Annotated in this window: 20 protein-coding genes and 1 pseudogene; 13 read left to right on the forward strand and 8 right to left on the reverse strand. The window is 60.1% G+C overall.

All coding sequences use genetic code 11. The features are described 5' to 3' along the window. Positions 1–2: 2 nt before the first annotated feature. Positions 3–587: a cob(I)yrinic acid a,c-diamide adenosyltransferase gene (locus tag ACRRSD_RS08790; RefSeq protein ID WP_435037820.1), complete on the forward strand. Its 585-nt coding sequence runs from the start codon at positions 3–5 to the stop codon at positions 585–587. 113 nt (positions 588–700) lie between these two features. On the opposite strand, the gene ACRRSD_RS08795 is transcribed toward ACRRSD_RS08790, so the two are convergent. The 4 genes from ACRRSD_RS08795 to secA all read right to left on the reverse strand — a co-directional run bounded on the left by ACRRSD_RS08795 (position 701) and on the right by secA (position 6,506). Beyond that, the gene (locus tag ACRRSD_RS08795; RefSeq protein ID WP_435037821.1) at positions 701–1,648 is read right to left on the reverse strand and encodes a Nudix family hydrolase; all 948 of its coding nucleotides are present in this window, start codon (positions 1,646–1,648) and stop codon (positions 701–703) included. Further along, positions 1,645–2,277: a glutathione S-transferase family protein gene (locus ACRRSD_RS08800; RefSeq protein ID WP_435037822.1), complete on the reverse strand. Its 633-nt coding sequence runs from the start codon at positions 2,275–2,277 to the stop codon at positions 1,645–1,647. Before ACRRSD_RS08800 ends, ACRRSD_RS08795 begins: the two co-directional genes overlap by 4 nt. Before the next feature lie 153 nt (positions 2,278–2,430). Next, positions 2,431–3,648 carry a bifunctional glutamate N-acetyltransferase/amino-acid acetyltransferase ArgJ gene (argJ, locus tag ACRRSD_RS08805; protein WP_435037823.1) on the reverse strand — a complete coding sequence of 406 codons (1,218 nt, stop codon included), beginning with the start codon at positions 3,646–3,648 and terminating at the stop codon, positions 2,431–2,433. 122 nt (positions 3,649–3,770) lie between these two features. After that, entirely contained in the window at positions 3,771–6,506 is a 2,736-nt protein-coding gene (gene secA, locus ACRRSD_RS08810) for a preprotein translocase subunit SecA (protein WP_435037824.1), read from the reverse strand. 308 nt (positions 6,507–6,814) lie between these two features. Between secA and ACRRSD_RS08815 the strand changes: the two genes are divergently transcribed. Then, positions 6,815–7,270, forward strand: a complete 456-nt coding sequence (locus tag ACRRSD_RS08815; protein ID WP_435037825.1) for a DUF721 domain-containing protein — start codon at positions 6,815–6,817, stop codon at positions 7,268–7,270. A gap of 123 nt (positions 7,271–7,393) precedes the next feature. Here ACRRSD_RS08815 and ACRRSD_RS08820 read toward each other — a convergent pair whose 3' ends face one another. After that, positions 7,394–8,881: a helicase HerA-like domain-containing protein gene (locus ACRRSD_RS08820; protein ID WP_435037826.1), complete on the reverse strand. Its 1,488-nt coding sequence runs from the start codon at positions 8,879–8,881 to the stop codon at positions 7,394–7,396. Positions 8,882–9,070: 189 nt separating this feature from the next. On the opposite strand from ACRRSD_RS08820, the pseudogene ACRRSD_RS08825 reads away from it, so the two are divergent. The 5 genes and pseudogenes from ACRRSD_RS08825 to ACRRSD_RS08845 all read left to right on the forward strand — a co-directional run. Then, positions 9,071–10,102: pseudogene (locus ACRRSD_RS08825) on the forward strand (HAMP domain-containing protein); the annotation flags it as partial. 93 nt (positions 10,103–10,195) lie between these two features. Continuing rightward, positions 10,196–10,960, forward strand: a complete 765-nt coding sequence (locus tag ACRRSD_RS08830) for a methyl-accepting chemotaxis protein (RefSeq protein WP_371043227.1) — start codon at positions 10,196–10,198, stop codon at positions 10,958–10,960. A 512-nt stretch (positions 10,961–11,472) separates the two neighbouring features. Next, positions 11,473–12,585 carry a glycosyltransferase family 4 protein gene (locus tag ACRRSD_RS08835; RefSeq protein WP_435038489.1) on the forward strand — a complete coding sequence of 371 codons (1,113 nt, stop codon included), beginning with the start codon at positions 11,473–11,475 and terminating at the stop codon, positions 12,583–12,585. After that, positions 12,578–13,354, forward strand: coding sequence for a DUF2334 domain-containing protein (locus ACRRSD_RS08840; RefSeq protein ID WP_435037827.1), 777 nt, complete (start codon positions 12,578–12,580; stop codon positions 13,352–13,354). Before ACRRSD_RS08835 ends, ACRRSD_RS08840 begins: the two co-directional genes overlap by 8 nt. Further along, positions 13,351–14,349 carry a lysylphosphatidylglycerol synthase transmembrane domain-containing protein gene (locus ACRRSD_RS08845; protein ID WP_435037828.1) on the forward strand — a complete coding sequence of 333 codons (999 nt, stop codon included), beginning with the start codon at positions 13,351–13,353 and terminating at the stop codon, positions 14,347–14,349. The genes ACRRSD_RS08840 and ACRRSD_RS08845 overlap by 4 nt, the downstream gene beginning before the upstream one ends. Here ACRRSD_RS08845 and ACRRSD_RS08850 read toward each other — a convergent pair. Together ACRRSD_RS08850 and purU are read right to left on the reverse strand one after the other, a co-directional pair. Then, positions 14,333–14,512 carry a hypothetical protein gene (locus tag ACRRSD_RS08850; RefSeq protein WP_034153438.1) on the reverse strand — a complete coding sequence of 60 codons (180 nt, stop codon included), beginning with the start codon at positions 14,510–14,512 and terminating at the stop codon, positions 14,333–14,335. The genes ACRRSD_RS08845 and ACRRSD_RS08850 overlap by 17 nt on opposite strands. An 85-nt stretch (positions 14,513–14,597) precedes the next feature. Further along, entirely contained in the window at positions 14,598–15,446 is an 849-nt protein-coding gene (gene purU / locus ACRRSD_RS08855; protein WP_007912774.1) for a formyltetrahydrofolate deformylase, read from the reverse strand. Positions 15,447–15,781: 335 nt separating this feature from the next. Between purU and mvaT the strand changes: the two genes are divergently transcribed. Further along, entirely contained in the window at positions 15,782–16,159 is a 378-nt protein-coding gene (mvaT, locus tag ACRRSD_RS08860; protein ID WP_038366705.1) for a histone-like nucleoid-structuring protein MvaT, read from the forward strand. A 97-nt stretch (positions 16,160–16,256) separates the two neighbouring features. Here mvaT and sbcB read toward each other — a convergent pair whose 3' ends face one another. Next, on the reverse strand, positions 16,257–17,687 hold the full coding sequence (sbcB, locus tag ACRRSD_RS08865) for an exodeoxyribonuclease I (RefSeq protein WP_435037829.1): 1,431 nt from the start codon (positions 17,685–17,687) through the stop codon (positions 16,257–16,259). Positions 17,688–17,868: 181 nt separating this feature from the next. On the opposite strand from sbcB, the gene ACRRSD_RS08870 reads away from it, so the two are divergent. Genes ACRRSD_RS08870 through ACRRSD_RS08890 form a run of 5 tightly spaced genes read left to right on the forward strand, consistent with a single transcriptional unit; the run spans position 17,869 to position 23,260 of the window. Next, positions 17,869–18,594, forward strand: coding sequence for an RDD family protein (locus ACRRSD_RS08870; protein ID WP_435037830.1), 726 nt, complete (start codon positions 17,869–17,871; stop codon positions 18,592–18,594). Further along, the gene (locus ACRRSD_RS08875; protein ID WP_435037831.1) at positions 18,591–19,568 is read left to right on the forward strand and encodes a stage II sporulation protein M; all 978 of its coding nucleotides are present in this window, start codon (positions 18,591–18,593) and stop codon (positions 19,566–19,568) included. Before ACRRSD_RS08870 ends, ACRRSD_RS08875 begins: the two co-directional genes overlap by 4 nt. Next, the gene (locus ACRRSD_RS08880) at positions 19,555–21,102 is read left to right on the forward strand and encodes a DUF4129 domain-containing protein (protein WP_435037832.1); all 1,548 of its coding nucleotides are present in this window, start codon (positions 19,555–19,557) and stop codon (positions 21,100–21,102) included. The genes ACRRSD_RS08875 and ACRRSD_RS08880 overlap by 14 nt, the downstream gene beginning before the upstream one ends. Next, positions 21,099–22,262: a DUF4350 domain-containing protein gene (locus ACRRSD_RS08885; protein ID WP_435037833.1), complete on the forward strand. Its 1,164-nt coding sequence runs from the start codon at positions 21,099–21,101 to the stop codon at positions 22,260–22,262. Before ACRRSD_RS08880 ends, ACRRSD_RS08885 begins: the two co-directional genes overlap by 4 nt. Beyond that, entirely contained in the window at positions 22,259–23,260 is a 1,002-nt protein-coding gene (locus ACRRSD_RS08890) for an AAA family ATPase (RefSeq protein ID WP_435037834.1), read from the forward strand. The genes ACRRSD_RS08885 and ACRRSD_RS08890 overlap by 4 nt, the downstream gene beginning before the upstream one ends. Positions 23,261–23,291 lie beyond the last annotated feature (31 nt).

The raw sequence follows: 23,291 nt of genomic DNA on the forward strand, positions 1-23,291 counted from the left end.
CCATGGGCTTTCGCCTGTCGAAAATCTACACCCGCACCGGCGACAAAGGTGAAACCGGCCTGGGTGACGGCCGCCGCGTGCCCAAGGATCACCCGCGCATCGAAGCGATTGGTGAGGTCGATACGCTGAACAGTCAGGTCGGCGTGCTATTGGCCGGATTGATTGCCGAGCGTGAGGTCTATCCGGGGTTGAATGAACTGATCGAGGTGTTGGCGCCTTGTCAGCACCGCTTGTTTGATCTGGGTGGCGAGTTGGCGATGCCGGAGTATCAGGCGTTGAATGCGGCTGAGATCGACCGACTGGAAGCCGCGATCGATGTGTGGAACGAGGAATTGGGGCCGCTGGAGAACTTCATTTTGCCGGGTGGTTCGATGTTGATTGCGCAGGCACATGTATGCCGGAGCCTGGCGCGGAGTGCCGAGCGGCGTTGTCAGCATTTGAATGCGATCGAGCCGTTGGCCGGGGTTGGGCTGGCGTATATCAATCGGTTGTCGGATTTGCTGTTTGTCGCGGCGCGGTTGATTGCGCGGCGGCAGGGGGTTGCGGAGATTCTTTGGCAACCGGCGGTCAAGCCTGCAGAAAAGTAGCACCTGACAGTCCGCCTTCGCGAGCAAGCTCGCTCCCACAGTTGATTGGGTTCATCCAGTTGGAATGCAGTCAAATGTGGGAGCGAGCTTGCTCGCGATGAGGCCAGCAGCCTTTACATAGAATCCGGCCAGAACGCGCGAATCCCCGCGACACCCTGCGCGCCAACATTCCAGGCCTTGTCCCGCTCAGCCGGACCAACCCCGCCCAACAGAAACACCGGTTTACTGAAGCCTTCAATCAACTCCTCAGCCTGCTGCCAGCCCAGCGGCTGCGCCTCCGGGTGAGTCAGCGTCGGCTGCACCGGTGACAGCGTGACGAAATCCACGCCCATCTGCTCGGCCAACGCCAGCTCTTCAGCGTTGTGACACGACGCCGCCAACCAGCGCTCCGCCGGCAACGGACGCCCAGCCGCCGCGTATTTGCGCAATTGTGCAGAGGTGATGTGCCAACCGGCAGACGGGAAATCACCGAGCCATTCGAACGGCCCTTTGATCATTAACTGCGCTTTGCCGGCACACAGGCCGGCCGCATCGACGGCCAGATCGCGATACTTGGGGTCATAGCCGTTCGGCGCACGCAGCTGGATCAGTTTGATCCCGCCAGCAATCGCCTTCTGGATTCCGCGCAGCAGAGCCGGGGTTTCCAGGTCTTCAGGAGTGATCAGGTACTCCGCCGGCAAACGCGCCGCCGCAACGATCGGCTGGTTCGCGGCCGGGAATTCGTAGCTCGCCAGTTCCTTCGCCGAGACCCAGGCCAACGGCTGCCCTTCAGCACCGTGCGGTTCGCCGGTGAATGCCGAGACTTCCCAGACATCCAGCAACACCTGTTTGTCCGGGTAATCATGACGCACTTTGATCAGCGGTCGGGCGGCGCCAACGACGATGCCCAACTCTTCGTGCAGCTCACGTGCCAGCGCGCTTTCAACCGACTCGTCAGCCTCGACCTTGCCACCGGGAAACTCCCACAGACCGCCCTGATGCTGGGTGTCGGCACGGCGGGCGATGAGGATTTTGCCACTGTCATCACGAATGACTGCTGCGGCGACGTGTACACGTTTCACGGATTCAACTCCTCCAGTCCAGCCTTTTGCCACGCTTTGAAGGCGGGCCATTGGTAGACGGTTTCAACATAGGCTTCGTCGGCGGCCGGCAGTTTCACCTGATAGGTGCGCAGGCGCACGGCAATCGGCGCGAAGAAGGCATCGGCCAGACTCAAACGACCAAACAGATACGGCCCGCTTTCGGTCGCGGCGGCACGGCATTCGGCCCACAGCGCGAGCATGCGCTCGATGTCGACCTTCACCTCTGGCGGTACCGGGTTCAGCGGTGCGTCATGGTTGAGGTTGAACGGCATGTGATTGCGCATGGCGAAGAAGCCGCTGTGCATTTGTGCGCAGGCCGATCGTGCCTGGGCACGGGCGAAAATATCGCTCGGCCAGAGCTGCTCGGACGGAAACTGTTCAGCGAGGTATTCGGCAATTGCCAGTGAGTCGGCAATGGTGCCGCGCGCCGTTTGCAGCAGCGGGACTTTGGCGGTCGGTGAATGCTTGAGCAACAGCTCGCGGGTGTCGGGCTTGCCGAGTTTGATCAGTTCTTCGCTGTAGGGTGCGCCGGTCAGTTCGAGCGCCAGGGCGGCACGCAGGGACCAGGAGGAAAGCAGTTTGTCGCCGATGATCAGGTGCAGGGACATGGGTGTGGCGCCTTTTCGTCAGTGGAGAAACCTGGAGACTTACATTCTTTGAGCTGCCGTCTTCGCGAGCAGGCTCGCTCCCACATTGGATCGTGTTGCCACAAATCCTCTGTGGGAGCGAGCCGCTCGCGAAAGAAGCGACCCGGTCTTGGATCAGGTGCGGTATTCAGCGTTGATCTTCACGTATTCATGCGACAGGTCAGTGGTCCAGATGGTTTCGCTGCAATCGCCGCGACCCAGCTCGATGCGGATGGTGATCTCTTCCTGCTGCATCACTGCCGAACCCTGCGCTTCAGTGTAGGTGGCAGCACGGGCACCACGGCTGGCGATGCACACTTCGCCGAGGAACACGTCGATCTTGCTCACGTCCAGATCCGGCACGCCAGCACGGCCGACAGCGGCGAGGATACGGCCCCAGTTCGGGTCGGAGGCGAACAGCGCGGTCTTGATCAGCGGCGAGTGCGCCACGGTATAGCCGACGTCGAGGCATTCCTGATGATTGCCACCACCATTCACTTCAACCGTCACGAACTTGGTCGCGCCTTCGCCATCGCGCACGATGGCCTGGGCCACGTCCATGCACACTTCGAACACCGCTTGCTTCAGTTTGGCGAACAGCTCGCCTTCGGCACGGGTGATTTCCGGCAGTGCAGCTTTGCCGGTGGCAATCAGCATGCAGCAGTCGTTGGTCGAGGTGTCGCCGTCGATGGTGATGCGGTTGAACGACTTGTTCGCGCCATCGAGCATCAAATTGTGCAGGACGTCACGGGAGACTTTGGCGTCAGTGGCGATGTAGCCGAGCATAGTCGCCATGTTCGGACGGATCATGCCTGCGCCCTTGCTGATACCGGTGACGGTGATGGTCACGCCGTCATGCTCGAACTGGCGGCTGGCACCCTTCGGCAGGGTGTCGGTGGTCATGATGCCGGTGGCAGCGGCTTCCCAGTTGTTTTCCGAGAGGTCGTCCAGCGCGGCTTGCAGCGCGCTTTCGATCTTCTCGACCGGCAATGGCTCGCCGATCACACCTGTGGAGTACGGCAGAATCTGGCTGGCATCGACGCCGGTCAGCTCGGCCAATTTGGCGGTGGTGCGCTCGGCAGCGGCCAGGCCCGGCTCGCCAGTGCCGGCGTTGGCATTACCGGTGTTGGTCAGCAGATAACGCACGGCATTCTGTACGCGCTTCTTCGCCAGGATCACCGGCGCGGCGCAAAAGGCGTTCAAGGTGAACACGCCCGCCACGGTCGAGCCTTCGGCGCAGCGCATCACAACGACATCTTTGCGCCCCGGGCGCTTGATGCCGGCGGAGGCGATACCGAGTTCAAAACCGGCAACCGGGTACAACGTTGGCAAAGGACCAAGACCAACAGCCATGAATGCGCTCCTTACTCAATGATGTCAGCACCGTCACGCGCAGCAACGGTGGTTTAAATGGCAAAACGCCGCGACGGCAGAAGCCGGTCGCGGCGCGGGTATTTCAGCAGTTGAAACGGGTTTTACTGGATCTGCCCGTGGCAATGCTTGAATTTCTTGCCCGAACCGCAGTAGCACAGTTCGTTGCGGCCCAGCTTCTGCTCGTTGCGAACCGGGGCAGTGGCGAGGGCCACATCGACCTCTTCACCGAGTACTTCCGGCTGCTCCAGACCTGGCGCTTCGGCGTGCTCGAACTGCATGCGGGCGGCCAGTGCTTCGGCTTCCTGACGCAGACGTTGCTCTTCGGCTTCCGGATCTTCGCGGCGCACCTGAACGTGCGACAACACACGGATCGAGTCGCGCTTGATCGAATCGAGCAGCTCGGAGAACAGCGTGAACGACTCGCGCTTGTATTCCTGCTTCGGGTTCTTCTGGGCGTAGCCACGCAGGTGGATGCCGTGACGCAGGTGGTCCATGGTCGACAGGTGGTCTTTCCATAGATCGTCCAGCACGCGCAGCACGATTTGTTTCTCGAACGAGCGCAGTGCTTCGGCACCGGCCTGGTCTTCTTTCTCGTTGTACGCCGCCATCAGCTCGGTCATGAGCTTCTCGCGCAGGGTTTCTTCGTACAGGTGATCGTCTTCGTCGAGCCATTGCTGGATCGGCAGTGTCACGCCGAAATCGCTGGCAATCGACGCTTCCAGACCGGCCACGTCCCACTGCTCTGGCAGCGATTGCGGCGGAATGTGCGCGCTGACGGTAGCGTTGAGCACGTCCTGACGGAAATCGACGATGGTTTCACCGATGTTGTCGGCGGCCAGCAACGTGTTACGCATGTGATAGATCACTTTACGCTGTTCGTTGTTGACGTCGTCGAACTCGAGCAGTTGCTTACGGATGTCGAAGTTACGGCCTTCAACCTTGCGCTGCGCCTTCTCGATCGCGTTGGTCACCATGCGGTGCTCGATCGCTTCGCCTGGCTGCATGCCCAGGGCTTTCATGAAGTTCTTCACCCGGTCAGAGGCGAAAATGCGCATCAGGCTGTCTTCCAGCGACAGGTAGAAGCGGCTCGAACCGGCGTCACCCTGACGGCCGGCACGACCACGCAGCTGGTTGTCGATACGGCGCGATTCGTGACGCTCGGACGCAATCACTTGCAGACCGCCGGATTCCAGCACTTGCTGGTGACGCTTCTGCCAGTCGGCCTTGATCTGGGCAATCTGCTCAGGGGTCGGGTTTTCCAGCGACGCGACTTCCACTTCCCAGTTACCGCCCAACAGAATGTCAGTACCACGACCGGCCATGTTGGTAGCGATGGTCAGCGCGCCCGGACGACCGGCCTGCGCGATGATCTCGGCTTCTTTTTCGTGGAACTTGGCGTTGAGAACCTTGTGTTCGATGCCTTCCTTCACGAGCAATGCGGACATGTGCTCGGAGGTTTCGATGGTCGCAGTACCCACCAGCACCGGACGACCGGCCGCCATGCTTTCCTTGATGTCCGCAACGATCGCCGCGTACTTCTCTTCGGCGGTCAGAAACACCAGGTCGTTGAAGTCTTTACGCGCCAACGGTTTGTTCGGCGGGATGACCATGACTTCCAGACCGTAGATCTGGTGGAATTCGAACGCCTCGGTATCAGCGGTACCGGTCATGCCGGACAGCTTGGTGTAGAGACGGAAGTAATTCTGGAACGTGGTCGAGGCCAGGGTCTGACTCTCGGCCTGGATGTTCAGACCTTCTTTGGCTTCGATGGCCTGGTGCAGGCCTTCGGACAGACGACGGCCGGGCATGGTACGACCGGTGTGTTCGTCGACCAGTACGACCTGGCCGTCCTGCACGATGTATTCGATGTTGCGATTGAACAGCTTGTGCGCACGCAGACCGGCATACACGTGGGTCAACAGGCCCAGGTTATGCGCCGAGTACAGGCTCTCGCCTTCAGCCAGCAGGCCAACGCGGGTGAGCATGTCTTCGATGAACTGGTGACCGGCTTCGTTGAGTTCGACCTGACGGGTCTTCTCGTCGACGGTGTAATGGCCAGCCTTGGTGACTTCGCCTTCGACTTCTTCGACGTGCAGTTCCAACTGCGGGATCAGTTTATTGATCTCCATGTACAGCTTGGAGCTGTCCTCGGCCTGACCGGAAATGATCAGCGGGGTACGGGCTTCGTCGATAAGGATGGAGTCGACTTCGTCGATCACGGCAAAGTTGAGTTCGCGCTGGAATTTTTCTTCCATGCTGAACGCCATGTTGTCGCGCAGGTAGTCGAAGCCGAATTCGTTGTTGGTGCCGTAGGTGATGTCGGCGGCGTAGGCCTGACGTTTCTCTTCCGGCGGCTGGAACGGCGTCACGACGCCGACGGTCAGGCCGAGGAATTCATACAGCGGACGCATCCAGTTGGCGTCACGACGCGCCAGGTAGTCGTTCACCGTCACAACGTGCACGCCCTTGCCGGACAGTGCGTTGAGGTAAACACCCAGGGTCGCTACGAGGGTTTTACCCTCACCGGTGCGCATTTCGGCGATCTTGCCTTCGTGCAAGGTCATGCCACCGACGAGTTGCACGTCGAAGTGGCGCATACCCATGATGCGCTTGCCGGCTTCGCGGGCGACCGCAAAGGCTTCTGGCAACAGCTTGTCGAGGGTTTCCCCTTTGGCGATGCGAGCCTTGAACTCATCGGTCTTGGCGCGCAACTGATCGTCCGAAAGGGCCACCATTTGCTCTTCGAAGGCATTGACGAGCTGCACCGTCTTGAGCATGCGTTTGACTTCACGCTCGTTCTTGCTTCCAAAAAGTTTCTTTAACAAAGGCGCAAACATATCGGCAGGATCTTCCACACTAAAGGGATGGAGGGCGGCCCCGTGAGCGTCGCCCGTGCAGCCCTCATGGCCGCATGCGAACGAGCATTCTACCCGGAAACGGAAGTGAGGAAAGTGGCGATGTTCCACGATGCTGGCACTGCGCTTTGACGGGGCTCACTTAAAATAGGGGCGTTTTGCTCAACTTCAAGTCATACAAGGCAGAAGTTAGTCGTTGATTTAATGGGTAAAGCGGGGGCAAAAGCAATGGGCGAGTGATTTCGGCCTTTCTGCTACCATGGCGTTTCTGTTACTTCAGGTGTTCGATCATGGCATTCCGCCCTCTTACGGCCAGAGCACCCGCCGTTCTCCTGCGCGAAGCCAAGCCGCTCAAAGCCATCCTCGGCCATGCCCAGCGACTGGGGCATTTGCAACGCCTGCTCGAAAGCCAACTGCAACCTGCCGCCCGCGAACACTGCCATGTCGCTTCATGGCGTGAGGGCAGTCTGTTGCTGATTGTCACTGATGGCCACTGGGCCACACGCCTGCGTTACCAGCAAAAACGCTTGCAGCGGCAATTGCAGATGTTCGACGAGTTCGCCAGTCTGACGCGGATTCTGTTCAAGGTGCAGCCACCGACAGTACAGCGCGGGGCAACCGGGCACACGATGGATTTGTCCACGGATGCGGCGGCGACGATTCAGGCGACGGCAGACGGGATCACTGATCCGGGGTTGCGCGCGGCGCTCGAACGACTGGCGGCGCACGCCAAAAACAAAACCTGACTTCTAGATAAATGTGTACACATTTCCAATGTGGGAGCGAGCTTGCTCGCGAAGAGGTCGTGTCAGACGACATCAATGTCGGATGACTGGCCGCCTTCGCGAGCAAGCTCGCTCCCACAGGGTTTAGCGGCGTTTGCTGCCACCGAGTAAAGAGCCCATCAAGCCGCGCACCAGTTGTTTGCCAAGGTTATTGGCAGCCTGGCGCATCGCCGATTTCAGCGCTTGGCCGGCGGCGGTGCCGAGGAACTCCCCAGCCCTGTCGGCCAGACTCGGCTCTTCAGGCGCAGGCTTTCCGGCGGGTGCCTCGGCTTCAGGCGCCAGGCCCTTGCGCCCCATCAGAATTTCATACGCCGACTCGCGATCAATCGGCTTGTCATAGCGGCCCTTGAACGGCGACCCCGCGATCAGCAGCGTGCGTTCGGTCTCGGTCAGCGGCCCGATCCGCGATTGCGGTGGCGCCACCAGCACGCGCTGGACCATTTCCGGCGTACCTTTCTCCGTCAGCGTCCCCACCAGCGCCTCGCCAATCCCCAGTTCAGTCAACACCGACAGACTGTCGAACGCCGGATTCGGCCGGAAGCCGTCGGCCACCGCGCGCAGGGATTTCTGCTCTTTGGTGGTAAACGCGCGCAAGCCATGCTGGATGCGCAGGCCAAGCTGCGCCAGCACGTCATCGGGCAAATCCGCCGGCGACTGTGTGACGAAATAAACGCCAACGCCTTTGGAGCGGATCAGGCGCACCACTTGCTCGAGGCGCTCCTGCAAGGCCTTGGGCGTATCGCCAAACAATAAATGCGCCTCATCGAAAAACAGTGCCAACAGCGGTTTATCGGCATCGCCGCGCTCCGGCAACTGTTCGAACAACTCAGCCAGCAGCCACAACAGGAACGTCGCATAGACCTTCGGCGCTTCATGCACCAGACGGCTGGCATCAAGCAAATGAATGCGCCCACGGCCATCGGCAGTCGGTTGCAGAATGTCTTCGAGTTGCAGGGCCGGTTCACCAAACAAGGCCTCCGCGCCCTGCTGTTCGAGGATCGCCAGGCGGCGCAACAGCGCCTGACTGGAGCCGGTGGTCATCAGTGCCGCGTCATCACCCAATAGCTGCGGATTGTCCTTGAGGTGATTGAGCAGCGCTTTCAGGTCTTTCAGATCCAGCAGCAACAGGCCTTCGCGGTCGGCGACTTTGAACGCTGCGTAGAGCGCAGACTGCTGACTGTCGGTCAGCTCCAGCAGGCTGCCGATCAGCAGCGGGCCCATTTCGCTCAACGTGGTACGCAATGGATGACCGGACTCACCGTGGATATCCCACAAGGTCACCGGATAGGCTTGCGGCTTGTGGTTGAGCCACGGCATTCCGGCAATGCGCTCGGCCACCTTGCCCTGCGGATTGCCTGCGGCACCGAGGCCACACAGATCGCCCTTGATGTCAGCGGCAAACACCGCGACGCCGGCGTCGCTGAACGCCTCGGCCAAACGCTGCAAGGTGACGGTTTTACCGGTACCGGTGGCGCCGGCGACCAGTCCGTGGCGGTTCGCCAGGCGCATGGCCTGAGCAATCTGCTGGCCTGCGAGATCAGCGCCAATTACGAGTTGCGAGGAGTCAGGCATTTTGTCACCCAATGGTTAATCTTTGATTCTGCATGGCCGATAAAGAAGAGTGAGAGACCCGACCACAAGTCAGGCCGGACATTTCCCTAAGGAGAGACGGAAATATCAGCTTGTTTTCACCCTTGCCCATTTTGCGCGCTTCTATAAAAGCACGCCCTGGACATTAAGACCTTAGCGGAACCCCAAGCCATGAACAAAAATCTGCGCTTCAGCCATAAAATTTTGCTTGCCGCCGCCCTCATCGTCATCGCTGCCTTCGCCTCGTTTACGCTGTACAACGACTGGTTGCAGCGCAATGCGATCCGCGATGACCTGAACAACTACCTCAACGAGATGGGCGAGGTCACTGCCGGCAATATCCAGACCTGGCTCAGCGGCCGCATTCTGCTGATCGAGAACGCCGCCCAGAACATCGCTATCAATCCCGAACCTGCCAACGTCGCCAGCTTGCTGGAACAAAAAGCCCTGACGTCGACGTTCATGGCTTCCTACCTCGGTGATGCCACCGGCCACTTCACCATCCGCCCGGATGCGAAGATGCCGGACGGTTTCGATCCACGGGTGCGCCCTTGGTATAAAGGTGCCGAAAGCAGCAGCACCTCGACCCTGACCGAGCCGTACATCGACGCCGCCACCGGCCAGTTGATCATTTCCATCGCCACCGCCTCGAAAAAGGCCGGTCAGAGCGTGGGTGTGGTTGGCGGCGACTTGAGCCTGCAATCGTTGGTCGACACCCTCGCCGCCCGCGATTTCGACGGCATGGGTTATGTGTTCCTGGTCAGCGCCGACGGCAAGATCCTTGTGCATCCGGACAAGGCGTTGGTAATGAAATCACTGAAAGAAGCCTATCCGCAGGACACCCCGCGCATCAGCAGCGACTTCAGTGAAGTCACCGTCGACGGCAAGACCCGCATCGTCACCTTCGCGCCGATCAAAGGCCTGCCGTCGGTGAACTGGTACATCGGCCTGTCGGTGGACAAGGATCAGGCCTTTGCGATGCTCAGCGAATTCCGCACCTCGGCAGTGATCGCGACCGTGATTGCCGTGGCGATCATTATTGCCCTGCTCGGCATGCTGATCCGCCTGCTGATCCAGCCGCTGCACGTGATGACCCGCGCCATGGAAGATATCGCTGATGGCGAGGGCGACCTGACCAAACGCTTGACCATCGTCAATAACGATGAATTCGGCATCCTCGGTACCGCGTTCAACCGTTTCGTCGAGCGTATTCACGGTTCGATCCGCGAAGTGTCTTCGGCGACCGGACAAGTCAACGAAGTCGCCCTGCGCGTGGTCGCTGCGTCGAACTCGTCGATGTACAACTCCGATCAGCAAGCCTCGCGCACCAGCAGCGTGGCCGCGGCGATCAACCAGCTCGGTGCCGCCGCGCAGGAAATCGCCCGCAACGCCGCCCAGGCTTCGAATCAGGCCAGCGACGCACGGGGTCTGGCTGAAGACGGCCAGCAAGTGGTGGATCGCAGTATCAAGGCGATGAACCAACTCTCGAGCATGCTCAGCGCGTCAAGCAGCAACATCGAGTCGCTGAACAGCAAAACCGTGAACATCGGCCAGATTCTCGAAGTGATCACCAGCATTTCCCAGCAAACCAACCTGCTGGCGCTCAACGCGGCGATTGAAGCGGCGCGTGCCGGTGAGGCCGGCCGTGGGTTTGCCGTGGTCGCGGATGAGGTGCGCAATCTGGCGCACCGCACGCAAGAATCGGCGCAGCAAGTGCAGACGATGATCGAGGAGCTACAGGTCGGCGCCCGAGAATCGGTGAGTACCATGAGCGACAGCCAGCGCCACAGTCAGGACAGCGTCGAGATTGCCAACCTCGCCGGGGAGCGCCTGAACAGCGTGACGCAGCGCATTGGCGAGATCGACGGGATGAACCAGTCGGTGGCCACGGCGACCGAGGAGCAGACCGCTGTTGTGGAATCGATCAACGTCGATATTACCGAGATCAATACGCTGAACCAGGAAGGCGTGGAGAACTTGCAGGCGACGTTGCGGGCGTGTTCGGATCTGGAGCAGCAGGCTTCGCGTCTGAAACAGCTTGTGGGTAGTTTCCGGATCTGAAGATCAAGAGCGTTACCCCCTCACCCCAGCCCTCCCGAAACGTCGGACCGCCCCCAAGGGGGCGAGGGGGAAGGGAGCCGATCTTCATGCTGTTCAGAACCTGAGTTCGACTGAAGACTTTCAGGTCGATGTATCAAGCCCAAACGCCTCGGTCAGTCCCCTCTCCCTCAAAAGGGCGAGGGGGAAGGGAGCCGATCTTCATGCTGTTCAGAACCTGAGTTCGACTGAAGACTTTCAGGTCGATGTATCAAGCCCAAACGCCTCGGTCAGTCCCCTCTCCCTCAAAAGGGCGAAGGAGAAAGGGAGCCGATCTTCATGCTGTTCAGAACCTGAGTTCGACTGAAGACTTTCAGGTCGATGTATCAAGCCCAAACGCCTCGGTCAGTCCCCTCTCCCTCCGGGAGAGGGCTAGGGTGAGGGCGCTCTTCTGCTTTAGCGCGCAATTCCGACCGAACATCTATTCTTGATAAAGGTCAACCAAGGGAGAACCACGCAGCGGAGGGTTGATCACTGTGCATATCGCCGACATCACCATGTTCTACGCCCCGGCCAGCGGCGGCGTGCGCACTTATCTGGATGCAAAACACCGCCGGCTCGGGGTCAAAACCGGCATTCGCCACAGTCTGTTGATTCCCGGCGCGCATTTCGGCGAACACGACGGTATTTACACGGTTCCCGCCCCTGCCCTGCCGTTCGGCAAAGGTTACCGCTTCCCTGTACGCCTCGCGCCATGGCGCAATGTCCTGCAGGATTTGCAGCCCGATCTGATCGAAGTCGGCGATCCTTATCTGACCGCCTGGGCTGCGCTGGATGCGCGGCGGCAGCTGGACGTGCCGGTGATCGGTTTCTATCACTCGGATCTGCCCTTGCTGGTCGGCAATCGCATGGGCCATTGGGTAAAGCCGAATATCGAGGCCTATGTCACCCGGCTCTACGGCAACTTCGACCGGGTCCTGGCGCCCAGTCAGGTCATGGCTGACAAGCTCAGCGGACTCGGCGTGCGCAATGTTTTCGTGCAGCCATTGGGCGTGGACCTGCAGACCTTTCATCCAGACGCGGGCAACCGCAATCTGCGCGCGGAACTGGGCATCGCCGAAGAGACGCGCCTGTTGATTTTCGCCGGGCGCGGTTCGAAAGAGAAAAACCTGCCAGTACTGCTCAATTGCATGAAACGCCTTGGCCCGCGTTATCACCTGCTGTTGGTCGGCTCATCAATGCCCGCCGCCGTACCGGACAACGTCAGTGTGATCGATGAGTTCTGCCCACCACACAGAGTCGCGCAATTGATGGCCAGCGCAGACGCGTTGGTCCATGCCGGTGATCAGGAAACCTTCGGCCTGGTGATTCTTGAGGCCATGGCCTGTGGCATTCCGGTGGTCGCCGTGGCCGCGGGTGCCTTCGAGGAAATCATCAGCGAGTCCTGTGGCTTGCTCTGCGCGCCGAACAACCCGCAAGCGATGGCCAATGCCGTGCGCGAACTGTTTAGTCGCGGCTGCGTGAAACTCGGCCAACAGGCGCGCGAGCATGTTGAACAGCATTACGCGTGGGACACGGTGGTCGACAGTCTGCTCGATCACTATCACGCCGTCCTCGGCCACACACTGCCACGAGTCGCCAATGGCTGAATCGACGAATCTCCCGGCTGTGCTGCTGGTGCTGCACGACGTGGCGCCCTCGACTTGGGCGGATTACCAACCGTTTGTCGCAGCGGTCGACGCATTGGGACAAGTGCCGATGACGTGGCTGGTGGTGCCGGATTTCCATCGGCAAAACGCCCTCAATGCTCACCCGGCGTTTCGCCGATTGCTCGATGAACGCGTTGCCCGTGGCGATGAACTGGCTCTGCACGGTTACTTCCATGATGATCAGGAGCCCGGCCCGACATCTCCGCGCGACTGGTTCATGCGCCGGGTCTACACCCATGAAGGCGAGTTCTACCGTTTGTCCCGCGAGTCCGCCTTCACCCGTCTGCGCGCGGGTATCGATGTATTCCAGCGCTACAACTGGCCCCTGTACGGTTTCGTCGCCCCTGCCTGGCTGATGAGTGACGGCACCCGCCAGGCCCTGAGTGAGTTGCCGCTGAGCTATACCAGTGATCCGCAGCATCTGTATCGGTTGCCGGAGTTCACCGCCATCAATGCTCCAGGTCTGGTCTGGAGTGCCCGCAGTGCCTGGCGCCGAGGCTTGTCAAAGTTAGTCTGCGAGCAGCGGGAACAGCGCTGGTGCCAGGCGCCGGTGATTCGTCTAGGCTTGCACCCGGTGGACATGCGCCACCGTTTCTCCCGTGATTACTGGTTGAAAACCCTTGAACGACTGCTGGCGGAAGGACGCGTACCGATGACTAAAATCGACTGGCTGGCGCAACAGCGCAGCCAATGGGAGCGCGCCGCATGAGTCGCGGCATTCTGCTGCTGATCGGCCTGCTCGCGGCCGTGCTGATTCCGGTGGTGCTCGGCGGCAGCGAAACCTGGGCGCGCCTGCAAAGCTTTCCGCTGCACTGGCTGCTGGTGATGTTCGGCATGATCCTGCTGTGCTGGGGCATCAATACCTTGCGCTTACGTTTGCTGCTCGGCGATCAGTGCGATCGCGTCACGCCGATGAAGAGTCTTGGCGTGGTCATGGCCGCCGAATTCGCCTATTGCGCGACACCCGGTGGCAGCGGCGGACCACTGACGATCATGGCCCTGCTGGCCAGATCAGGTGTGCGCCCGGCGCGAGGCAGCGCAGTGTTTGCCATGGATCAGCTGAGTGACCTGCTGTTTTTTCTCTGTGCCCTCAGCGGTATCCTGATTTATGCGTTGTTTCAACACCTCAGCGATCGGCTGGAGTGGCTGCTGACGGTCAGCGCCGTTTCGTTGTTCGGTGGCTTGTTCAGTTGTGTATTGCTCGCGCGTTATCACCGCGCATTGATTCGCCTGAGCGGGCGCCTGTTAGCCAGAATGAACGTCAAGGCCAGCACCCGACGCCGCTGGGCGCGCAAGTTGCTGCACTTTCTCGCCGCGTTCACCGACACGCTGAAGTTGCCCTGGCAGACGCTGAGCAAAGTCTTCGCCCTGACGTGTGTGCATTGGTTGCTGCGTTACAGCGTGTTGTATCTGGCGTTGCGCGGCCTGGGCGCAGACTTGCAATGGGCCTGGAGTTTTCTGGTGCAGATGCTGTCGCTGGGCGCCGGGCAATTCAGTCTGCTACCGGGCGGTGCGGGGGCGGCGGAGCTGACATCGGCGGCCTTATTGGCGCCGATGGTGGGGAAATCCACCGCAGCGGCGGCGATCCTGATCTGGCGGGTGGTGACGTATTACTTTTACCTGCTGGTGGGTGGCCCGGTGTTTCTATTGATGCTGGGGCGGCCGCTGTTGAAGAAGCTGATGAACGTCAGACAGGCTTCTTGACGTCGTCCTGCTCCTGTTCTTTGAGTTGTTCCCACAACTCGGCAGCGCCGGGAAACTCGGTACCATCCTCCGGGCTCATGTCCTCGGGATCATATCGACTCAAACACCCCTCGCCCAAAGTCGCCGGTGCTTTGGAAGTGGCTTTGTCCAGTGGATCACTCATGAAGGTTTCCTCGGGGCTTGAACGAACAAGGGCCTGGACGATTGAACGCCCAGACCCTTGGTTTTTCAAGCCTGCGTGATTTGAATCAGAACACCACAGTCTTGTTGCCGTGTACCAGCACGCGGTCTTCGAGGTGATAACGCAGGCCCCGAGCCAACACCATCTTCTCGACATCACGGCCGAAACGCACCATGTCTTCGATGCTGTCACTGTGGCTGACGCGGACCACGTCCTGTTCGATGATCGGGCCGGCGTCCAGCTCTTCGGTCACGTAGTGGCAGGTCGCACCGATCAGTTTCACGCCACGCAGCGACGCCTGGTGATACGGCTTGGCGCCGACGAACGACGGCAGGAAACTGTGGTGAATGTTGATGACCTTGTGCGCGTATTCGCGGCACATGTCCGGCGGCAGGATTTGCATGTAGCGCGCCAGCACCACCACTTCGGCATCGTGCTGTTTGACCAGGCGCGACACTTCGTCGAAGGCCGGTTGCTTGTCCTGCGGATTGACCGGGACATGGTAGTAAGGAATGCCATGCCATTCGACCATGCTGCGCAGGTCATCGTGGTTGGAAATCACACAAGAGATTTCGCAGTCCAGTTCATCGCTGTGCCAGCGGTGCAGCAAGTCAGCGAGACAGTGGGATTCGCGGCTGGCCATCAGCACAACGCGCTTTTTCTGCTCGGTGTCGGTGATGCGCCAGTCCATCGAAAACTCTTCGGCGATCGGCGCAAACTTCTCGCGCAGAACTTCAATGCCGAAAGGCAGCGAATCGGCACGAATTTCGTGACGCATGAAGAACCAGCCCACCTGGTTGTCCGAGTGGTGGCTCGCTTCGGTGATCCAGCCGTTGTGGGCTGCCAGAAAATTACTGACTTTGGCAACAATGCCAACGCGGTCCGGGCAAGATATCACCAGCCGAAAAGTGCGCATGAGGGGGAAACTCCAGAACTTCGCAAAGGCCGCCATTCTAGCGGCTGCGCAGGAAAACTGCAGTATTGATCAGCACGGCCCCGACCCAGGCCCGGCGCTACGGCTTTCGAGGGAATAACCGCCACGTGCTGGTGATCCTGTGGCATCGCTTGATCTGACAACTGTGAATATCTGTGATGACTGGATCACACTATTTAACTGAATATTCAATAGAGAGCAGTTTCTCGTAACTAATTTAAATAAAAACTCCGGTTAAATGTTTACTTGATGAAACAGCCTGACTATTATTGCGGCACTGTCTCCCTGCCATCCCGCACTCTACTAAGGTAGTAATCATGTCCTTGATCAACGAATATCGCGCCACCGAAGAAGCTATCAAAGAGCTGCAAGCCCGTTTGAAGAACCTGTCCCAAGACGACAAACTGCAAGCCGAGCTGGAATTCGAAGGCAAACTGCGCACCCTGATGGGCGAATACTCCAAATCCCTGCGTGACATCATCGCGTTGCTGGATCCGGATGCAAAAACCAAAGCGCCACGCGGCGGCGCAGTAAAAACTACCGGCACCAAGCGTGCTCGCAAAGTTAAACAATACAAAAACCCGCACAACGGCGAAGTCATCGAAACCAAAGGTGGCAACCACAAAACTCTGAAAGAGTGGAAAGCCAAGTGGGGCGGTGACGTGGTTGAAGGCTGGGCTACCCTGCTGGGCTAAGCCGCAACGCCTTCGCAGAGCGATCCGCGAAAAAACAAACGCCAGCGAATGCTGGCGTTTTTTTATGCCCGGCATTTAAGCCTGGTCATGTTCGATTTCAAAGATTCAAACGTTTGCGCAATGCCTGGACATAATTCTTCCATTCATTGAGCACTTCACTCTGCATCGGCGTGGCATTAAGCGACCATTGCTCGGCCGCCTCGGTAAAAGATTTCAAGGTATTGGGTGCGCCACATTCAGGCGCGGACAAGCGCTGCTGACAAAATATTCTCCAGCGCTCTTGCTCTTCGAAATTCAACGTCTCGGGAAAGTTACGTGCGCGATATCGAAAGAGTAATTCGGGCAGACGTTCGTCATCGAAAGGCCATTGCTCTTGTGCTAGTTGTGCCGGGTCAGCGCTCCTCACTTGCTCACATAGACGCCGGTCGCGGTCACCGATAAATCCGTCGTACAACTGTTGTTCCGGATCCTCGCTCGGAATGAAATCTTCGTTGACATAAATCTCTGCAACTTTATCTTTCCAAACTTTCTGTGCGTCAGTTAGCCGCAGCGCTCGCTGTTGATACAGCGCCATGTCCAGCCCCAGACGTTGCTGATCCTGCGCGCGCAAAACCGCAAGCGGCGCCACCACCGGACAACGGTTGATGTGAATCAGCTTGAGCGGCACCGGCAACTCACCTTCCAGCAAGTCGTCGCGGCGCGTGTACAAACGCTGGCGCAGGGTGTGCGCGTCCAGATCGAGCAACCCTCGGGGATCGAGGTGCAGATCGCAGACGATCAGGGCATTGCGGTTTTTCGGGTGCCAGGCCAGTGGCAGCACCACACCGACATAACTGCGCGCCGCCGAGAAACGCCCCGAGACATGCACCATCGGCTGCAACAGGCGAATCTGATCCATGACCTTTTGCTTGCTGCGCAACTGGAATAGCCAGTCATACAGTTTTGGCTGTTTCTCGCGGATCAACCGGGCCAATGCGATGGTGGCGCGAACGTCTGACAAGGCTTCGTGGGCGTGGCCATGATCGATATTGTTCGCCGCTGTCAGGCGTTCTAGCTTGAGCGTCACCCGACCTTCGTCATCGGTCGGCCAGACCAGGCCGTCAGGACGCAGCGCATAAGCGGCGCGCACCACATCAATCAGATCCCAACGGCTGTTGCCACCCTGCCACTCCCGGGCGTACGGGTCGAAAAAATTGCGATACAGGCTGTAACGGGTCATCTCGTCGTCAAAGCGCAGGGTGTTGTAACCGGCGCCACAGGTGCCCGGAGCCGCCAGTTGGGCATGCACGCGAGTCATGAAATCAGCTTCGCTCAAACCCTTTTCGGCGAGCTGGCTCGGGCTGATGCCGGTGATCGCGCAAGCCGCCGGATGCGGCAGGATGTCTTCGCTGGGCTGGCAGTAGAGGTTGACCGGCTCGTCGATTTCGTTGAGCGCATGGTCGGTGCGAATCCCCGCCACCTGCAACGGGCGGTCGTTACGCGGATTGATGCCAGTGGTTTCGTAGTCGTACCAGAAGATTGAAGTCACGGGCGGTTCCTGAACTGAAGATCGGCAAAGTCTAGGCGCTCGACCGCCGTCGCGGCCAGCCTTGAAACATTCAAACACCTTGCAGCTATCGCTGGGCAATACATAGTTATGTCGTTTTCCCCCGAGAGGCTGCTAGCATCGGCCTCACTTGCACCCCGAACAGGCGAACATCAGGTAGCCCATGCTCGAGCCCACAGCACCGCCAAGGAAAGCACCGCTGGCCCCGCCGCTGGATACGCGGCATCAGGTCGAAACGCCGGAAGGCATCGACCTGCCGTTACGTCCCGCCGGGTTGATGGTGCGCGCCGTGGCCTTTGCGGTCGATCTGGGTATTCGCGGAGTGATCATGGGCGTGCTGTTCATCGCCCTGGCGTTTCTCGGCAAGCTCGGCATCGGTCTGGGTTCGCTGCTGCTGTTTGCGATCAGCTGGTGGTACATGGTGCTGTTCGAAGTGCTGCGTCAGGGCCGCTCACCGGGTAAGCAGTGGATGGGCTTGCGCGTAGTGCACGACGACGGCACACCGATTGGCTGGTCGGCCTCGCTGCTGCGCAATCTGCTGCGTTTTGTCGATCTGCTGCCTTTCGGCTACTTTCTCGGCACCCTCAGTTGCCTGCAACACCCGACCTTCAAACGCCTCGGCGACATCGCTGCCGGCACACTGGTGATCTACAACGAGCGCCCGCTGACACGCCCACAACTGCCTGAAGCCGAACCACAGCGCTCGCCCGTCCCCCTGACGCTCGCAGAACAACGCGCCGTGCTGGGTTTTGCCGAGCGCCAAGGTGAGTTATCGCCAGCGCGGGTCAGTGAGCTGGCAGCACTGCTCGCCCAGCCACTGCATATTTCCGCGCCCAAAGCTGTCGTTGAGCTCAACGGCATCGCACGCGGTTTGTTGGGTCCGACATGAAGCAAAGCCTTTTCGAAAGTCGCCACAAGGCCGAATGGGAGCGTTTTGCGCTGGCCCTCGAACGCCTTGAGCGTGGCAAGGACACCTCGCAAGTCGGCGGTTTCCCCAAGGCGTATCGACGGCTTTGCCAACATCTGGCATTGGCCCAGGAACGCGGCTATAGCAGTTTCCTCATTGATTCATTGCAACAACAAGTGCTGCGCGGGCATCAACAGTTGTACCGTCATCGCAGCCGACTCGGCGCCAGTCTGCTGAGCTTCATCCTCGCCGATTTCCCCAGACTGGTCCGCGCCGAATGGCCTTTTGTGCTGGTCGCCAGCCTGCTGTTCTTTGGCAGCCTGATGGGCGTCGGCATGCTGGTGTATGTGTTTCCCGAGCTGATCTACAACCTGATCCCCGCCGATCAGGTGCGTGAAATGCAAGGCATGTACGACCCGGTTGCCGGCCACCTCGGGCGCACCGCCGAGCGCGCGGCCAGCGAAGACTGGGTGATGTTCGGTTACTACGTGATGCACAACATCGGCATTGCCTTTCAGACCTTCGCCAGCGGCTTGTTGCTGGGCGTGGGCAGTGCGTTCTTTCTGTTCTACAACGGCATGGTCATCGGCGCGGTCGCCGGGCACCTGAGCGAGATCGGTTTCGGCCAGACTTTCTGGTCATTCGTCATCGCCCATGGCGCCTTTGAACTCACCGCCATCGCCCTCGCCGGGGCGGCAGGCCTGGAACTCGGCTGGGCCTTGATCGCGCCCGGACGGCTGACCCGCAGCGAAGCGCTGAAACAGGCCGCGCGCAAGAGCGTATTGCTGGTGTGCGGGGTGATGTTGTTCCTGCTGATTGCCGCGTTTATCGAAGCCTATTGGTCGTCGAAAACCAGTGTCACGCCACTGACCAAATATCTGGTCGGCGCCGGGCTTTGGGCGTTGGTCGCGCTTTATCTGTTGTTCGCTGGAAGGACCCGTCATGCGCCTGAGTGACGCCACCGTGGTAATCCGCCCGCGCACAACCTGGGAAGCCATGGACCTCGGCGTGCTGATGAGTCAGCAACACCGGCGTCTACTGATGACCAGTTGGGCGATCATCACCCTGCCGCTGTTCGTTCTGCTCAGCCTGCTGCTGTGGGATTCGCCGTCGCTGGCGGTGTTTATCTTCTGGTGGCTGAAACCGGCGTACGAACGCCTGCCGCTGTACATCCTGTCGAAAGCACTGTTCGGCGAAACGCCGACACTCAAGCAAGCCTTGCGCGAATGGCCGCGCCTGCTCAAACCGCAACTGCTGGCCAGTCTGACCTGGCGCCGCCTGAGTTTCAGCCGCAGTTTTCTGCTGCCGGTGGTGCAGCTCGAAGGCCTCGACGGTAACGCGCGACAACAACGCCTGCACGTGCTGCTGCAACGCAACGCCGGTGCCGCGCAATGGCTGACGATCATCGGCGTGCATCTGGAAACCGCGCTGTGGATCGGCTTGATGGTGCTGTTCTACATGTTGCTTCCGGAGCCAATCGAAACGGATTGGAGCTGGCAGTCACTGATTCTCGCGGCGGATCAAGACTGGCGCTGGCTCGAACACCTGACCAATGCTTTCTACGCGCTGGTGCTGGTGGTGTGGGAGCCGATCTACGTCGCCTGCGGCTTCAGCCTTTATCTGAACCGGCGCACACAACTGGAAGCATGGGACATCGAATTGGTATTCCGCCGCTTGCGTCAGCGTCTGAATAATGGTGTGTTGGGATTGCTGCTGGCAGTGTGCCTGGTGCTGCCGAATGTGCCTTCTGTCTGGGCGGCCGAGCCTGATGACAGTCCGCAGGCACCGCGCTTGTTGAATCAGCCGCTGACCAGTCAGGCCTCCCGGGACAGTATCAAGGCGCTGCTTGAACAGCCGCCATTCAAGAACAAGGAAGTCGTCACCCGCTATCGCTTTGGCGACGACCCGGCGAAACCTGCCGAAGCGCAGAAACCGGGCGAAGCGCCGCAGTGGCTGAAAACTCTGCTGGGCTGGCTCGACGGGCAACACTTGAATGGACTGGCGAAGATCATTGAAGTGCTGTTGTGGGGCACGCTCATTGCTGCGCTGGGCTGGCTGATCTGGCGTTATCGTGAATTTCTCCGAGCCTTTGTCAGCCGCCGCCCCAGACTTCCTTCAAAAACTAAACGGGCGTTGCCGCAGCAAGCCTTCGGTCTGGATTTGAACCGCGACACCTTGCCTGACGACATTGCCGCCCATGCCGAACAACTGTGGCAAAGCCAGCCCCGTGCAGCGTTGGGCTTGCTCTATCGAGGGCTGCTCAGCCACCTGCTCCACGACTTCGATCTGAGCCTGAAACCCGCCGATACCGAACTCCAGGTACTGGCGCACGTTGAGCAATTGCAGCGCCCCGATCTGCTCGCGTTCAGCCGCAACCTGACTACCCACTGGCAGAGCATGGCCTACGGGCATCGCGTGCCGGCGGCGCCGCTGCAACAGGAATTGTGTGATGGCTGGCGTGCCTTGTTTGGCCCCGGAGCCGCCCGTTGAGTCGCCGGACACTGTGGTGGGTCGCGGCGTTGATCGCCCTGTTAATCGGGACGCTGGGCGTGTTCCTCTACCTCAACGCCAAGCCTTATCAGGAAGAAGTCGATCACGGCCCTGCGCCGGCCGCGCAAGCCAATCCCTATCTGGCGGCCGAGCTGTTTTTACGCGAACGCGGCCTCACGGTCAGCCATGCCGAAAGCCTCGCCGTGCTTCCGGACATTGACCCACGCAGTCATTCGTTGCTGTTGTTCAACGACCGCTCACGCATGACCCCGCGTCAGGTTGACCAAGTATTGAACTGGACGCGCGCCGGCGGGCGACTGGTGTTCGTCGCCGAATCGTTGTGGGATGAGCAGACGAAGCAGAGTAACGACCTGTTACTCGACCGGGTGCAACTGCATCAATCCCTGAGCAAAGATCTCAAAGACCTGCCCGCCGACGTTGAGCCAGAGCGCTTTCCGAAACTGACCAAACTTTATCTGGAGGACGAAGACGCTCCGGCCTACGCCGGTTTCGACACCGACTTTCACCTCGACGACCCGAAGAATCTTGCGCAAGCCTGGGCCAACAGCGCCAGGGCCACGCACATGATGCAACTGCCCTACAGCCTTGGCTCGATCACCGTGGTTACCGACGCCGAGTTGTGGAAGAACAACACCATCAGCCAATACGACAACGCCTGGCTGCTCTGGTATCTGAGCGCCGACACCGACGTCACGTTGATCTACAACACCGAGCACGATGGCCTGCTGACCTTGCTCTGGCGCTACTTCCCGCAAGCCATCGTCGCCCTGCTCGCGTTGGTCGGCCTTTGGCTCTGGCACGTCGCTGTACGCCACGGCCCGCTTCAGTTACCTGCCCCGAGCGGACGTCGGCAATTGCAGGAGCACCTGCGCGCCAGCGCCGATTTCCTGTTGCGCCATAACGGCCAGCAAGCGTTGCTGCAGGCACTGCAACAGGATGTGCTGCGCCGCGCCCGTCGCCGCCATCCCGGCTTTGATCAATTGAACGTTGCCGAACAATGGCTGGCATTGTCGCGCCTGACCCGGCAACCCACCCGCGCTATCAGCCAGGCCCTGAGCCCGGTGCCGAACCGGCGGGTCTCCAGCGCCGATTTCTGCCGCCAGGTCGCCCACCTGCAAACCCTGAGGAACACGCTATGACTGAACAGATCGAGCCCGGCAGCGCGAGTCACGCCGCCCAGCAACGCCAGCGTGCCAGCCAGTTGGCACAAGCGGTGCGCGGCGAATTGCACAAAGCCCTGATCGGCCAGAACCAGGTGATCGACGACGTGCTGACGGCACTTATCGCCGGTGGCCACGTGCTGCTCGAAGGCGTGCCGGGGCTGGGCAAAACCCTGCTGGTGCGCGCATTGGCCCGTTGCTTCGGTGGCGAGTTTGCGCGGATTCAGTTCACCCCGGACCTGATGCCCAGCGACGTCACCGGCCACGCCGTGTACGACCTGCAAACCGAGCAGTTCAAGCTGCGCAAAGGTCCGCTGTTCACCAACCTGTTGCTGGCCGACGAGATCAACCGCGCCCCGGCGAAAACCCAGGCCGCCTTGCTCGAAGCGATGCAGGAGCGTCAGGTCACGCTCGAAGGTCGGGCCCTGCCGATCGCGCAACCGTTCATGGTTTTGGCCACGCAAAATCCGATCGAACAGGAAGGTACCTATCCCCTGCCGGAAGCCGAACTCGACCGGTTCATGCTCAAGGTGCGCATGGACTACCCCGACGCCGATCAGGAGCTGAACATGGTGCGTCAGGTCTGCCGCTCGACCCGCGCCGACATGCTCGATGTGCAACCGCTGCGCACCGTGCTGCAAGCCAAGGATGTGCAAGCCTTGCAACGCATCGCCAGTGATTTGCCTCTGGACGATCAGGTGCTCGATTACGCCGTGCGCCTGGCGCGCGGCACTCGTACCTGGCCGGGGCTGACCCTTGGCGCCGGGCCGCGCGCCTCGATTGCCCTGGTGCGCTGCGCCCGCGCTCGTGCCCTGTTGCGTGGCGGCGAGTTCGTGATTCCCGATGACATCAAGGGCTGCGCACTGGCGGTACTGCGCCATCGCGTACGCATTGCCCCGGAGCTGGATATCGAAGGCCTGCAGGTCGATCAAGTGCTCCAGCAACTGCTCGACCAGATTCCGGCGCCGCGTCTGTGAAATTCGCGATGAGCCAAAAAGATCGCAGCCT

Source organism: Pseudomonas neuropathica (assembly GCF_051174785.1).
GTDB lineage: Bacteria > Pseudomonadota > Gammaproteobacteria > Pseudomonadales > Pseudomonadaceae > Aquipseudomonas > Aquipseudomonas neuropathica_A.

Excerpts from the sequence above, each read along its gene's own strand:
- ACRRSD_RS08790 (WP_435037820.1), top strand. The coding sequence starts at position 3 with ATGGGCTTTCGCCTGTCGAAAATCTACACCCGCACCGGCGACAAAGGT.
- ACRRSD_RS08800 (WP_435037822.1), bottom strand. The coding sequence starts at position 2,277 with ATGTCCCTGCACCTGATCATCGGCGACAAACTGCTTTCCTCCTGGTCC.
- argJ (WP_435037823.1), bottom strand. The coding sequence starts at position 3,648 with ATGGCTGTTGGTCTTGGTCCTTTGCCAACGTTGTACCCGGTTGCCGGT.
- secA (WP_435037824.1), bottom strand. The coding sequence starts at position 6,506 with ATGTTTGCGCCTTTGTTAAAGAAACTTTTTGGAAGCAAGAACGAGCGT.
- ACRRSD_RS08815 (WP_435037825.1), top strand. The coding sequence starts at position 6,815 with ATGGCATTCCGCCCTCTTACGGCCAGAGCACCCGCCGTTCTCCTGCGC.
- ACRRSD_RS08820 (WP_435037826.1), bottom strand. The coding sequence starts at position 8,881 with ATGCCTGACTCCTCGCAACTCGTAATTGGCGCTGATCTCGCAGGCCAG.
- ACRRSD_RS08830 (WP_371043227.1), top strand. The coding sequence starts at position 10,196 with ATGTACAACTCCGATCAGCAAGCCTCGCGCACCAGCAGCGTGGCCGCG.
- ACRRSD_RS08840 (WP_435037827.1), top strand. The coding sequence starts at position 12,578 with ATGGCTGAATCGACGAATCTCCCGGCTGTGCTGCTGGTGCTGCACGAC.
- ACRRSD_RS08845 (WP_435037828.1), top strand. The coding sequence starts at position 13,351 with ATGAGTCGCGGCATTCTGCTGCTGATCGGCCTGCTCGCGGCCGTGCTG.
- ACRRSD_RS08850 (WP_034153438.1), bottom strand. The coding sequence starts at position 14,512 with ATGAGTGATCCACTGGACAAAGCCACTTCCAAAGCACCGGCGACTTTG.
- purU (WP_007912774.1), bottom strand. The coding sequence starts at position 15,446 with ATGCGCACTTTTCGGCTGGTGATATCTTGCCCGGACCGCGTTGGCATT.
- mvaT (WP_038366705.1), top strand. The coding sequence starts at position 15,782 with ATGTCCTTGATCAACGAATATCGCGCCACCGAAGAAGCTATCAAAGAG.
- ACRRSD_RS08870 (WP_435037830.1), top strand. The coding sequence starts at position 17,869 with ATGCTCGAGCCCACAGCACCGCCAAGGAAAGCACCGCTGGCCCCGCCG.
- ACRRSD_RS08875 (WP_435037831.1), top strand. The coding sequence starts at position 18,591 with ATGAAGCAAAGCCTTTTCGAAAGTCGCCACAAGGCCGAATGGGAGCGT.
- ACRRSD_RS08880 (WP_435037832.1), top strand. The coding sequence starts at position 19,555 with ATGCGCCTGAGTGACGCCACCGTGGTAATCCGCCCGCGCACAACCTGG.
- ACRRSD_RS08890 (WP_435037834.1), top strand. The coding sequence starts at position 22,259 with ATGACTGAACAGATCGAGCCCGGCAGCGCGAGTCACGCCGCCCAGCAA.